This window comes from Pseudonocardia sp. D17, assembly GCF_036984265.1.
Taxonomy (GTDB): domain Bacteria; phylum Actinomycetota; class Actinomycetes; order Mycobacteriales; family Pseudonocardiaceae; genus Pseudonocardia; species Pseudonocardia benzenivorans.
Window position 1 is genome coordinate 292,121 of sequence record NZ_BPRG01000141.1, and the last position, 12,724, is coordinate 304,844.

The following is a 12,724-nucleotide window of genomic DNA, read 5'->3' on the forward strand; positions in this document are numbered from 1 at the left end:
TTCTACCTGCGTTCCCCGTGGGCGGGCTGTGGCCTCCGCCGCGATTCGGTTGCGTCACGAAACCGTCAGTCTCTACTGTCGGCCAGGACGCACGCACACCCGTCGAGGAGTCCGGCCATGTCCGTCGAGTCCCTGCCCCGCGAGCCCGAGGGGGCCGTCCGGTCCCGCACCCACCGGTGGGAGGACCCGCGGATCGCCGCGTCGGCAGCCCGCGTCGAGGACGGGTTGACCTTCCTGCGCCGGCTCGCGGCCGGGGAGCTGCCGCCGCCGCCCATCGTCGAGACGCTGGGGTTGACGCTCGTCTCGGTCGAGGCCGGCCGGGTGGAGTTCGCCCTCGAGCCCGCGGAGTACCACTACAACCCGATCGGCTCGGTGCACGGTGGCGTCTACGCGACGCTGCTCGACTCCGCGACGGGCTGCGCCGTGCAGTCCACCCTCCCGGCGGGCGTGCACTACACGAGCCTCGACCTCACGGTGAAGTTCCTCCGGCCCATCACGGTCTCGACGGGACCGGTGCGCTGCGTCGGTGAGGTGCTGCAGGCCGGCAACCGGACCGCGCTGGCCGAGGCGCGGATCCTCGACTCCGCCGACCGGCTGGTCGCGCATGCGACGAGCAGCTGCATGATCTTCCGTCCCGGTTCCTGACGGCGCCGCCCGGCCGCCGTGGTGACGCCCGTCAGGACGCAGACACGTCGCCTTCGGTCGTCCTACGGTCGGGGTACCGGTCTCGACGAGGAGATCCGCGCACCCCTCGGGGGACCGGCCGGCCCGGCACACGCCGGGCTGGTTCCGGGGCGACCAGGGGAGCGACACATGGCCCGACGTGATATCGAGTTCGACGCCGAGGGCGTCGTCCTTCGCGGCTGGTTCTACGAGGCCGAGGGCGCCGACGGCCGGGCGCCGACCGTCGTGATGGCCCACGGGTTCTCCGCCGTGAAGGAGATGTACCTCGACTCGTTCGCCGAGGTCTTCGCCGCCGCGGGGCTCAACGCGCTCGTCTTCGACAACCGCAACTTCGGCGCGAGCGACGGCGAGCCGCGCCAGGAGATCGACCCGTGGGCGCAGGTCCGCGACTACCGGCATGCGATCACCTACGCCACGACCCGCGACGACGTCGACGCGACGCGGATCGGCATCTGGGGCAGCAGCTACTCGGGCGGGCACGTGCTGGTCGTCGGCGCGATCGACCGCCGGGTCAAGGCCGTCGTCGCCCAGGTCCCGCTGGTCAGCGGGTCGGCGAACATCGGTGAGCTGGTCAGGGCCGACTTCCGGGCCGGCTTCCGTGAGATGTTCGACGCCGACCGCGTCGCCCGGTTCGCAGGCGACCCGCCCGCGATGGTGCCGGTGGTCGCCGAGGACCCGCTCGCGCCCTCCGCCCTGCCGACACCCGACTCCTGGACGTGGTTCACCGAGACCGGCAAGCTGCGCGCCCCGTCCTGGCGCAACGAGGTGACGCTGCGCACCGTGGAGATGCTCGGCGAGTACGAGCCGGGCGGCTACCTGCCACGGATCAGTCCGACGCCGCTGCTGATGGTCGTCGCGCGCGAGGACCATCTCACCCCGTCCCACCTCGCGATCGACGCCTTCGAGAGCGCCCGCGAACCGAAGAAGCTGGTCATCCTGCCGGGCGGGCACTTCGACGCGTACGTCGACGGCTTCGACCAGGCGTCGGCCCCGGCGCGCGACTGGTTCGTCGAGCACCTGGGCGCCTGAACCGCGGGCGTCCGGACGTCACCACGGACCGGGCCGCGGGCCGCCGATCCCGACCTCGCGGCACCGCGGTCCCGGCTCCGGGTGGACGATCTGAGCGCCGCACACGCCGTCGCCCACCGGTGCCTCGCAGGTCCAGCTGTGGTGGCCGCGGCAGGGGCAGGGCACCCAGCCGATGAGCACGCGCCGGGGTCCGAAGGGGTGGCCGTGCGGGCAGCGGGCGGGGCCGATCTGCTGCCACCGCCCGTCGTCACGACGGACGAGGGTGCCGATCCGCTCCGCGCGCTCGAGGTCGACGCGTTGCCACCAGACCGCGAGGTATGCCGAGCGGCGCTCGCCCGGCTCGTCGCCGACGCCGTCCCACGGATGTGTCTCGTCGACCCACGCGAGGGCCTCGTGCTCGATGTCGGCCACGAGGTCGGGGCCGCCGTAGTCGCGGGCGTCACGGAGCAGGTCGCCGTGGATCTTGTCGTCGTCGAGGAGGCCGCGGATCACGACCCAGGTTCGCCTCGCCACGGGGGCGGGGTCAACGCGGCTATCGGGTGGTTCGCGCTGCGCAGTGCCCGGTCCACAGGATGTGACCAACCTGTGGATCGACAGGGGACGTGTGGGTGAATTACACGGCTGTCACCTACCGTGGCGAGATCCCCGGACCACGGACGACGGCGCGTGACGGCGCGCCCGACGCAACCTGACCGTCGGCCTGCGGGCGCGGGACGACCGTGGGGTTGCGCTCGACGGGGGCCGGGCGGCAGGGCGGGGCGGGTCGGCTCAGCCCCGGGACACGGCGCGCAACGCCGACGCGACGGCCTCCCGGCCCAGTACGACGGCCTGCTCGATGCGGGGCACGTCGATCGTCAGCCCGCGCACCCCGGCCGAGCGGGCCGGGGTGATCGCCATGAGGTGCGCGCCGTCGCGGTCGGGGTGGGCGGCGTCGGAGAGCAGGGCGAGCGAGTCGGCGTGCCGGCGGACGTCCTGGGTCATCGCCCCCAGCCCGGGGACGACGACGTCGATCGACCGCGCCCAGAGCGGTGGGCGGGTCCCGGGCTCGGAGCGGCGCAGTTCGGGGACGGTGCGGGTGAGCAGCGCGAGCACGTGGGTGGCGCCGTCGCGCAGCGCGCGCAGCACGGGCATCGGGTCCGAGATCGAGCCGTCGATGTAGCGGCGGTCGCCGATCCGCACCGGCGGCCCGGCGAGCCACGGGATGGTCGCGGTCGCCCGCATGGCCCGCCGCCAGTCCTCACGGGTGGGGAGCCGCTCCAGCACGTGCGAGGTCATGTCGGCGGCATCGGTGACCAGCACGCGCAGCGGCACGGGATGGTCGCGCAGGGCCTCCCAGTCCGCGGGCTTGACGTGCACCAGGATGTCGTCGATCAGGTGGTCCAGCGACACCATGGGCCGCCGGGTCCCGAGCCGGCGCGGGTCGATGAACTCCTTGCACGCCATGTCGTCGGGGAAGATGCGGGCGGAGTCGTAGCCGTGCCCCAGCACCAGCGCGGTGCCGACGAACGCCCCCGCCGAGACCCCGTAGACGACGTCGAAGGCGTCGGCGAGGCCGGTCGTCTCCAGCGCGTGGACCATCCCTCCGGCGTAGGCGCCGCGCATCCCGCCCCCGCCGATGACACACGCGATCCGGTGCCCGTCGGTGCGGGCGCCGGGCACGCTGCCCGCCTCCCGGCGACGCAGCAGCGCGCGGATCACCTCGTCGTCGCCCGACAGCGTCGAGGCCGACACGGACGGGAGCACGGGTCCGTCGCCGGGGAACCCGTTCGGCACAGCCGGGTGCATGCTCCCGATTGTGACTCGATCGCGGGTCCGACGGGGACCGCGCGACCCCGGCCGCCCGGCATCGTGGCGGACATGGCGTGGCTCTGGCTGCTCGGCGCGATCGCGACGGAGGTCGTCGCGACGACGAGCCTCAAGCTCTCCGACGGCTTCTCCCGGCTCGTCCCGTCGGTCGTCGTGGTCCTTGGCTACGTCGGTGCCTTCGTGCTGCTCGCACAGGCGCTCAAGCGGTTCGAGGTCGGCACGGCGTACGCGCTGTGGTCCGGCATCGGGACGGCGGCGGTCGTGCTGATCGGGGTGCTGTTCCTCGGCGAGGGGCTGAGCCTCGTCAAGGCGGGCGGCGTGCTCCTGATCATCGGCGGCGTCGTCCTGCTGAACCTCTCCGGCGGCCACTGAGGACGGCCGGACGGGGACTGCCGCGGCGATCACCCGCCGGTAGGGTCGGCGACGTGGGTGAGCTCGCAGTGGAGGTGGACCCGGCCGCGGTCGGTGTCGACGAGGACAGGCTCGCGCGGATCGACGCGCACTTCCGGCGCTACGTCGACGACGGGAGGCTCCCCGGCTGGTCGGTCGCGGTGGCCAGACGCGGGAAGCTCGTGCACGTGTCCCACTACGGGCGGCGCGACGTCGAGGCCGGGCTGCCCGTCGAACCGGACACGGTGTGGCGGATCTACTCGATGACCAAGCCGATCACCTCGGTCGCCGCCCTGATGCTCCACGAGGAGGGCGCGTTCGCGCTCACCGATCCGATCTCGAACTTCATCCCGTCGTTCGCCGACGTGCGGGTGTACCGGTCCGGTTCGGCGCTGGCCCCGGCGACGGTGCCGACGTCCGAGCCGATCCGGGTGTGGCACCTGCTCACACACATGTCCGGACTGACCTACGGCTTCCACCACGCCCACCCGGTCGACGAGATGTACCGGCTGCGCGGCCACGAGCTGACCACGCCGCCCGACGTCGACCTGGCCGCGGCCTGCGACGAGTTCGCCGCGCTGCCGCTGCTGTTCCAGCCGGGCACCGAGTGGAACTACGGGGTGTCGACCGACGTGCTGGGCCGCGTCGTCGAGGTCGCGTCGGGCCGGACGCTCGACGAGTTCTTCGCCGAGCGCATCCTCGGCCCGCTCGGCATGTCCGACACCGGGTTCCAGGTGGCGGACTCCGCCGTCGACCGGCTCGCGGCGCTGTACCTGCCCCGCCCGGGCGGCGGGCTCGCGCGCAGCCCGCTCGGCGAGCTGATCACCAAGCCGCCGACCCTGCTCTCCGGCGGTGGCGGGCTCGCGTCGACGCTGCACGACTACCACCGCTTCACCCAGATGCTGGCCCGCGGCGGCGAGCTCGACGGGGTGCGGCTGCTGTCCAACCGCACCGTCGACCTGGCGACGCGCAACCACCTGCCGGGCGGAGCCGACCTCGACGCGGTCGGCCGCCCGATCTTCGCCGAGTCGCCGTACGCGGGCGTCGGGTTCGGGCTGGGCTTCTCCGTCGTCATCGATCCGGTGGTCGGCAAGAGCCTGACCAGCCCGGGCGAGTTCGCCTGGGGCGGCCTGGCCAGCACGGCGTTCTACGTCGACCCGGTCGAGGAGGTCACGGCGGTCTTCATGACGCAGCTGATGCCCTCGAGCACGTACCCGATCCGGCCGCAGCTGCGCACGCTCGTGAAGCAGGCCCTGGTCGACTGAGCCGACCGGGGACCCGGGAGGATGCGCCCGGAACTTCACGCGAGAGAGAGAAGAGTCACCGATGAGCAACGCCCTCGCCATCACGATCCGGGTGATCGTCGTCGCGATCGCCCTCTGGGTCGCGACGTTGCTCGTCGGCGGCATCCGGCTCGGCACCGAGGTCAGCCCGAACTCGACGACGGCCTCGACCATCGGCACGCTGCTCGTCGTCGCCGTCATGTTCGGCCTCATCAACGCGGTGCTGAAGCCGATCATCAAGGTGATCGGCTGCCCGCTCTACATCCTGACGCTCGGCCTGATCAGCCTGGTCGTCAACGGCCTGCTGCTGTGGCTGGCCGGCTACATCGCCGAGAGGGTCGGCCTGCCGTTCGCCGTCGACGGGTTCTGGGCGGCGTTCTGGGGCGCGATCATCGTCGCGGTCGTGTCGTTCCTGCTCCACGTGCTGATCCCGGACCGCTTCGACCAGCGCTGACCGCCGCCTGCCCGGTCCGGGACGCACGGCGGACCGGTCAGACGGGCCAGGCCTCCCGGCGCCACGCGCCGTCCCAGAACATCCACTCGTAGCGCGACGTCGTGTGGAAGTGCCTGCGCATCCGCTCGATCTCGGCCGGCCCGGCGGTCTCGCCGATCCGGTCGGTGACGGCGAGCACGGCGTCGACGACCGTCTGGAAGTCCTCGTCGCCGTACATCGCGATCCAGCGCGCGTAGAGCGGATCGGGCGAGCTGCGCTCGAAGAGCTCGGCACCGACCTTCGCGTAGATCCAGTAGCAGGGCAGGACCGTCGCGACGGCCTCGGCGTAGGAGCCTCCGTGCGCGACGGCCAGCAGGTAGCTCAGGTAGGCCTGCGTCGTCGGGGCGACCGGCTCCTTCGCCGCGGCCTCGGGCGTCGTACCCAGTGCGTCGACCAGCGCGGCGTGCATCCCCTGCTCGGCGGCGACGGCGCTGGTGGCGCTCGTCGCGAACATGACGGTCTCCTCGTCGGTCGGCGCCTTCGCCGCGCACGCGGCCAGCGCCTTCGCGTAGCCCCGCAGGTAGTGCGAGTCCTGGACGATGTAGTGCCGGAACGACTCGTGGGGCAGCGACCCGTCGGTCAGGCCGGTGACGAAGGGGTGTGCGAGGACCTGCGCGTAGATGTCCTCGACGTCTGACCACAGCTGCTGGGTGAGGCTCACGGGCACGAATGTAGATCGTCGGGATGCACGCCCGGGGCGGGCGGAGATCATCTGCGCAGGTCGTGGCGGTGCAACCCCGCTCCGTGCGCACAGGGTGAGATACTCGTCACTCCATGGGATCGGTCATGTCGCGCCGTGAACCGGGTAGGCGACGATGTGCCCAACAGGGTGCGTTTCAGTGTCGAGGCGCTCGTCCGTACGTGTCAGGCTGACGGCGAGGAGAGCGAGTGAGCCCGATGGACCACCACGAGAAGATGCGGCTGCGCGCAGCAGCGTTCCGTGCCACGCGACTGTACCCCGGCCCGGTCGGGGAGCTGATCTCCAAGGAGATTCTGACCTGGGAGGAGTTCGGGTACCGGCTGGGCGGGACCCAGCTGATCATGCGGCTGGTCGACCACGTGCTGCAGAGCCCGCTGACGTCCTCGGGCGAAGCGGCCGCCTGACCACCGCCCGGCCCTGGCGGGTCGGGCCGCTCGAACCGACCGTGCGACGGGCCGTTGCGACAGGCCCGTTGCGACCGACCGCGCGTCCGGCCGGGTCGCCGTGCCCGGGGTGTTACGGCGCGCCGAGCGTCATGCCCGCGTTCGCGGCGTCGCCCGAGTCGGCGTTGGAGCCCGCCGAGGCCCCGACCGCGGCCGAGACGATGACCACGGCCGCGAACGTCACGATCGTCCCCACGCGACCGGCGACGTCGATGATGGTGCCCAGCCGGCTCCGGGTCCGCGCGGCCCCGACCGCGTGGACACTCTCGACGCCGCTCCCCAGAGACGTCGGGGTAGCCGGAGCCGGCTGGTTCCGCGCATCCACCGCGAGGTGGGCAGGCGGCACGAGGCGTTGGGTGGGCAGGTCCATGAACGAGCGCGACATCGGGACCGCGGGCGTGACGCGCGTCGCCGTCATGGCGGACCACCCTTCATCGGGGAGCGGAACGTTCGGCCGAACGGTCGGCCGTGTGCGGCCCCGCGGGGTAGCTCGGGTGTCCGTACATGGAGCATGTCGTCGCCGGTCCGGCGACCGTTAGCGACGATCACCCTATCGGGGCCGTTGGTCCCGGGGCGGACCGGGCCCTCCCGCACGGCACCGTTCCCGCGCAGGTCAGACGGACGTCACGACACCTGCAGCCGCTCCCGGAGCGCACGCTTGAGCACCTTGCCCGCCGCCGACACCGGAATCTCGTCGACGAGCACCACCTCGCGCACCCGCTTGTACGGCGTGACCTGGGCGTTCACCCTGTCGATCACCTCCTGGACCCCGGCCTCGTCGAGCCCCGGCGCGACGACGAACGCCACCGGCAGCTCGCCGACGTCGGACTGCGGCCTGCCCACGACCGCCGCCCCGACCACTCCCGGCTCGGCGTGCAGCAGCTCCTCGAGCTCGCGGGGATACACGTTGTACCCCTTGTAGATCAACATGTCCTTCTTGCGATCGACGATCCGCAGGTAGCCGTCCTCGTCGAGGACGCCGACGTCGCCGGAGTGCAGCCACCCGTCGACGAGTGTCGCGGCCGTCTCCTCCGGCCGGTTGCGGTAGCCGGCCATGACCTGTGGTCCGCGGATGCAGACCTCGCCCTCCTCACCGACGGGCACCTCCACGCCGTCGGGGTCGAGGATCGCGATCTCGGTGTCCGGGACGGGCAGGCCGACGGTCCCGGGCTTACGGACGGCCGAGCGGGCCGACGGCCCGATCGTCGCGCCCATCGTCACCTCGGTGAGGCCGTAGCCCTCCGCGATGACGACGTCCTCGCCGAGCCGGCGGCGCAGGCCCTGGATCACCTCCAGCGGCAGCGGCGCCGCGCCGGAGCTCAGGCCGCGCACGCTCGACAAATCGCGCGTCGCGAGGTCCGGGTGACGCAGCAGGGCCGCGTAGAGCGGCGGGGCGCCCGAGAGCGTCGTCGCGCCGAAACGCTCCACGTCGGCGAGGTAGGCGGCCGGCTCGAACCGCTCGTGCAGCACCATCGTCGTCCCCGAGAGGACGGGGACGTTGAGGCCACCGATCGTGCCCATCGCGTGGAACCACGGCGCCAGACAGATGGACACCCCGGTGCCCAGCCGCGTCGGGTGCTCCTCCGGTGGGCTGATCTGCTCGATCCACAGGCCGCCGGCGTCGTCGACCCTGCTGACCGCCCCGGCGCCGCCGCAGGCGTACTGCAGCACGTTCGCGACGACGTTGCGGTGCGTCAGCTGGACCGCCTTCGACCGGCCGGTCGTCCCGCCGGTGTAGGCGAGGTGCGCGAGGTCGGCGGCGGGCTCGGTGACGGGATCGGGCGGGGTCACCGGGGCGTCGGCGTGGAAGGCCTCGAAGTCGACCGCGGGGTCGAGCGCGAGCCGCCGCGCCGGGTCGACGCCCTGGTCGCGGTCGGTCACCAGCACCAGCCGCACCGCCGTCCGGTCCTGCACGGACGCGAGCGCCGGCAGTACCGATGCCCAGGTCAGGGCGACCGTCGCACCGGAGTCGGCGAGCTGGGCGGCGAGCTCGGCGGGCGGCAGCAGCGGGTTGGCCGGGGTGAACGTCGCCCCGGCCAGCAGGATGCCGTAGTAGGCGATCGCGTATTGCGCGCAGTTGGGCAGGTGCACGGCGACGACGTCGCCGTGGCCCGTCCCGTGCGCGCGCAACGCGTGCGCGAACGCACAGGCACGCTCGTACAGCCCGGCGTACGACAGCTCCCGGCCCTGGTAGTGCAGCGCGACCCGGTCGCCGAAACGGCGGGCCGAGCCGGCGAGGATCGCGCCGACGGCGACGTCCGGGTACTCCAGGTGCTCCCGCGACGTCGAGCTCATCGGCTGCCCCCGGCCGTGAACGCGACCGGGAGGTGCTTGACGCCGTTGATGAACATCGACCGCAGCCGGTGCGGGGGCGCGGTCGCGTGGATGTCCGGCAAACGCGTGAGCAGCTCGCGGAACATCACCGACATCTCCCGGCGAGCCAGGTGCGCGCCGAGGCAGAAGTGCGGGCCCGGCCCGCCGAAGCCCACGTGGGGATTGGGGTCGCGCCGCACGTCGAACCGCTCGGGGTCGACGAAATGCGCGGGATCGCGGTTGGCCGACCAGTAGAACAGCGCGAGCTTGTCGCCCTCGCGCAGTGGCGTGCCGTTCAGCTCGGTGTCGCGGGTGCACGTCCGCCGCATGAAGATCACCGGCGACGCGACGCGCACGATCTCGTCGACCGCGGTGGGGGTGACGCCGTCGATGTCGTCGAGCCAGGCCGCGCGCTGGTCGGGGTGCTCGGTGAGCAGCTGCAGCCCCCACGAGATCGCGTTGCGCGTGGTCTCGTTGCCGGCCACGACGAGCAGGATGAAGAAGCTCGCCAGCTCGTCGGGGGTGAGGCGCTCGCCGTCGATCTCCGCGTTGACCAGCGCGGACGTCACGTCGTCGGTGGGGTTCGCGGCCCGCGCCGCGCCGAGGTCGCGCATCAGCTCGGCCAGCCCGCCCGCCGCGGTCAGGATCGCGGTGACGGTGTCGGTGCCCTCCGGCACGTACTCCGGGTCGCCCGCGCCGAGCACGACGTTCGACGCGTCGAACACGAAGTCGTGCTGGCTCGCGGGCACCCCCATCAGCTCGCAGACGATCGTCATCGGCAGCCGGGCGGCGATCTCGGTGACGGCGTCGCACTCGCCGCGGTCGATCACGTCGTCGACGATGCGCCGGGCCGTCGTGGCGACGTCGTCGGTCAGCTGGGCGAGCCGGCGCGGGGTGAACCCGCGGGAGACGATGCGGCGCATCCGGGCGTGCCGCGGGTCGTCCATCCCGATCATCGAGCCGAAGAACTCGACGAACTCGGCGGGCATGTCGGGGATCGACGTGGAGCCCTTGCCCGAGCAGAAGACCTGCGGGTGCCGGCTGACCTCGTGGATGTCGTCGAGCCGGGTGACGGCGTAGAACCCGCCGTCGGGGTCGCGGAACGGGGACTCGGGCTCCGGGTGGTACGACACCGGATCGCGTTCCCGCAGGGCCGCGAACCCCGCGGCCCGTTCGGGGAGCGGCGCGGCCCAGAACCCGTCGAGGTCCGACAGGTCGATGCCGGTCACGCCCCGGCCGGAACTCGTCACGTCGGTCGGCGCCATCGCCGTTCCCCCCGTACTCGTCGAGCAGCACCCCACTGCGCGGCCCTCGTGTGAGCGACCGCTCACCGAGCATAGTTACCCGCGGGTATGTACGGGAGGGTCACGACCCCGTCGTGTCGAGCAGCCCGCGCGACCACGCCAGCGACACCGCCTCGGTGCGGCTGCCCGCGCCGAGCTTGGCCATCACCCGCGACAGGTGGACGCTCACCGTCTTCTCGCTGATGAACAGCTCGGCGCCGACCTGCCGGTTGGTCAGCCCACCGGCGACGAGCCCGAGCACCGAGCGCTCGCGGGGCGTGAGGACGGCGCCGCCGGCCCGCGGGCGGACCGCGTCGTCGAGCGCGAGACCCGCCCGCCCGGCCAGGTCGCGGACGGCTTCGGCGAGTGGGCGGGCACCGAGCTCGACCGCCGTCGCGAGGGCGCAGCGCAGCTCGGCGGCGGCCTCGCCCCTGGTCTCGCCCCTGGTCTCGCCCCTGGTCTCGCCCCTGGTCTCGCCCCTGGTCTCGGCCCTGGTCCCGGCCCGGCCGGCGGCGGGTCCGGCGGCGTCTGCGTCGCGCACCAGCGCCTCTGCCTCGTGCAACAGCGCCTCTGCCTCGTGCAACAGCGCCTCCGCGCGGCGGCGGCGGGCCAGCGCCTGGCGGTAGGTGTCGCCGTAGCCGAAGGCGGCGACGACGTCGGCCCACATCCGCGGCGCGTCGGCGTCGCCGCGGGCCCGGGCGAGCTCGGCCTCCAGCCGGGACAGCCACGCGAGCCCCTCGACACCCAGGTGGGCCCCCCGAGGGATGCCCTTCTCGGCGGTCGTGCGGCCCTGCGCCGCCAGCTCCTCGGCGGCGGCCACCGCCTGCGCGCGCGGGACGCGGCCCGTCTCGGCGAGATCGGCGTGCGCCGCGACCCCGATCGCGCACAACATGATCCCGGCCAGGTGGTGCGGGTCCCAGGCCAGCAGCCCCTCGCGGGCGGCGGCGATCCGCTGCAGCGCGAGCCCGGGGTCGCCACGCCACAGTGCCGACTCGGCGCCCGCCTGCCCGAGCAGGAGCAGCACCTGGTCGTCGGTGGGACGGGCCGCGGTCAGGACCGCGATGCGGCGCTCGGCCTCGTCGAGCCGGCCGCGTCCGACGTCGGTGAGCAGTGCCGCGGCCGCCACCCGCGTCGCGACCGTCTCCGACACCGCCGCCGCCCCGATCCGGGCCGACGACTCGGCGTCGTCCCAGTCCCCGCGCATGTGGGCGGCCAGCACGTGCGCGACGCGCAGCTCCAGGCCGTACCCGCTCCACGTGGTACCCGTCGCGACGGCGCGCTCCTCGCCCGCGGCGAACTCGGCGACGGCCGCGTCGAGGCGCCCGGCGTCGAGCAGCGAGATGCCGGTGTTGAAGAACGTCCGCAGCTCGACGCCCAGGTTGCCGGCCTTGTGGGCCAGCTCCTTGGCCTCGGCCAGCCGGGTGCGGGCCGCCTCGTCGCGGCCGAGGGCCTCTTCGCAGACCGACAGCGTGACCAGCGCGTCGGCCTGAGCGGCCAGCGCGTCGTCGTAGCCGTCGAGCCCCTGCTCGACGACGGTGCGCGCCACCTGGAGCGCGAGGTAGGCCTCGCGACCGGCGTCGGTGACGTCGTCGAGCCGGGCGGCGGCCCGGGCCGCGACGGCGTGCGCCCACGCCAGATCGCCCGACGGGGCGGCGCCCTCGAACAGCGCCAGCGCCTCGGCGACGACCTGCCGCGGCTCCTCGCCCTCGCCCAGCTCCAGAAGCCGGGTGGCGTAGCGGGTGCGCAGGTCGGCGGCCTGCAGCGGATCGGGCTCACGGTCGGCCAGCTCGACGGCGCGCCGGGCCAGCGCCACCCCGCGGTCGGGATCGCCGGTCGCCGCGGCGGCCCAGGCCGCCCAGCGCGTCACGTTGATCTCGGAGACCCCGGTGACGGACTCCGCGTCGGGCACGGCGGGCCACAGGCTCAGCGCGCGTTCGGCGTGCAGCAGGACCTCGGCGGGGCCGCCACGCCGGTCGGCCTCGTCGGCCGCGCGCACCGACGCCGACAGCGCGAGCGGCAGGTCGTGCGCGGCGAGGGCGTGGTGGGCGAGCTCGGCGACCGCACCGGGCTCGCCGAGGTCGCCGGCGCCGCCGGGGGAGAGCAGCGCCGCGAACGCCGCGTGCAGCCGGCTGCGCTCACCGGGCAGCAGGTCCTGGTAGATCGCCTCGTGCAGCAGCGCGTGCCGGAAGACGTACGTGTCGCCTGCCGTGACGGACCGGCCGGCCGGGTCGGCCACCAGGATGTGGTGGGCCACCGCCGAACGCAGCGCCGCCTCCAGCTCGTCGACGTCGAGGCCGACG

General features: G+C 73.5%; 13 protein-coding genes. 6 read left to right on the forward strand and 7 right to left on the reverse strand.

Features of this window, described 5'->3' with window-relative positions; translation table 11 throughout:
- Positions 1-117 precede the first annotated feature (117 nt).
- Together PSD17_RS22965 and PSD17_RS22970 are read left to right on the forward strand one after the other, a co-directional pair.
- Positions 118-645: a PaaI family thioesterase gene (locus PSD17_RS22965; RefSeq protein ID WP_013677519.1), complete on the forward strand. Its 528-nt coding sequence runs from the start codon at positions 118-120 to the stop codon at positions 643-645.
- Between the two features lie 168 nt (positions 646-813).
- On the forward strand, positions 814-1,713 hold the full coding sequence (locus tag PSD17_RS22970) for an alpha/beta hydrolase (protein WP_013677518.1): 900 nt from the start codon (positions 814-816) through the stop codon (positions 1,711-1,713).
- Positions 1,714-1,731: 18 nt separating this feature from the next.
- On the opposite strand, the gene PSD17_RS22975 is transcribed toward PSD17_RS22970, so the two are convergent.
- Together PSD17_RS22975 and PSD17_RS22980 are read right to left on the reverse strand one after the other, a co-directional pair.
- Entirely contained in the window at positions 1,732-2,226 is a 495-nt protein-coding gene (locus PSD17_RS22975) for a hypothetical protein (RefSeq protein WP_143770647.1), read from the reverse strand.
- A 255-nt stretch (positions 2,227-2,481) separates the two neighbouring features.
- Positions 2,482-3,498 (reverse strand): patatin-like phospholipase family protein, encoded by a 1,017-nt coding sequence (locus PSD17_RS22980; RefSeq protein WP_013677516.1) that lies wholly within the window; start codon positions 3,496-3,498, stop codon positions 2,482-2,484.
- A 72-nt stretch (positions 3,499-3,570) separates the two neighbouring features.
- Between PSD17_RS22980 and PSD17_RS22985 the strand changes: the two genes are divergently transcribed.
- The 3 genes from PSD17_RS22985 (at position 3,571) to PSD17_RS22995 (ending at position 5,646) form a co-directional block, all read left to right on the forward strand.
- Positions 3,571-3,891 carry a DMT family transporter gene (locus tag PSD17_RS22985; RefSeq protein WP_013677515.1) on the forward strand — a complete coding sequence of 107 codons (321 nt, stop codon included), beginning with the start codon at positions 3,571-3,573 and terminating at the stop codon, positions 3,889-3,891.
- 53 nt (positions 3,892-3,944) lie between these two features.
- On the forward strand, positions 3,945-5,174 hold the full coding sequence (locus tag PSD17_RS22990; RefSeq protein ID WP_013677514.1) for a serine hydrolase domain-containing protein: 1,230 nt from the start codon (positions 3,945-3,947) through the stop codon (positions 5,172-5,174).
- Between the two features lie 61 nt (positions 5,175-5,235).
- A complete protein-coding gene (locus PSD17_RS22995; protein WP_339124472.1) occupies positions 5,236-5,646 on the forward strand; it encodes a phage holin family protein in 411 nt (136 codons plus the stop codon).
- A gap of 37 nt (positions 5,647-5,683) precedes the next feature.
- Here the strand turns inward: PSD17_RS22995 and tenA are convergent, their stop codons facing one another.
- Complete coding sequence (gene tenA / locus PSD17_RS23000; RefSeq protein WP_103384155.1) at positions 5,684-6,346, reverse strand: thiaminase II; 663 nt, start codon at positions 6,344-6,346, stop codon at positions 5,684-5,686.
- Positions 6,347-6,582: 236 nt separating this feature from the next.
- Between tenA and PSD17_RS23005 the strand changes: the two genes are divergently transcribed.
- Entirely contained in the window at positions 6,583-6,789 is a 207-nt protein-coding gene (locus tag PSD17_RS23005) for a hypothetical protein (RefSeq protein WP_041760050.1), read from the forward strand.
- Positions 6,790-6,901: 112 nt separating this feature from the next.
- On the opposite strand, the gene PSD17_RS23010 is transcribed toward PSD17_RS23005, so the two are convergent.
- The 4 genes from PSD17_RS23010 to PSD17_RS23025 form a co-directional block, all read right to left on the reverse strand.
- Positions 6,902-7,246 (reverse strand): hypothetical protein, encoded by a 345-nt coding sequence (locus PSD17_RS23010; protein ID WP_103384154.1) that lies wholly within the window; start codon positions 7,244-7,246, stop codon positions 6,902-6,904.
- 206 nt (positions 7,247-7,452) lie between these two features.
- Positions 7,453-9,123 carry a class I adenylate-forming enzyme family protein gene (locus PSD17_RS23015; protein ID WP_339124473.1) on the reverse strand — a complete coding sequence of 557 codons (1,671 nt, stop codon included), beginning with the start codon at positions 9,121-9,123 and terminating at the stop codon, positions 7,453-7,455.
- The gene (locus PSD17_RS23020) at positions 9,120-10,406 is read right to left on the reverse strand and encodes a cytochrome P450 (RefSeq protein WP_339124474.1); all 1,287 of its coding nucleotides are present in this window, start codon (positions 10,404-10,406) and stop codon (positions 9,120-9,122) included. The genes PSD17_RS23015 and PSD17_RS23020 overlap by 4 nt, the downstream gene beginning before the upstream one ends.
- 100 nt (positions 10,407-10,506) lie before the next feature.
- Positions 10,507-12,724 (reverse strand): helix-turn-helix transcriptional regulator (locus PSD17_RS23025; protein ID WP_339124475.1); only part of this gene is annotated, 2,218 nt, incomplete at its 5' end.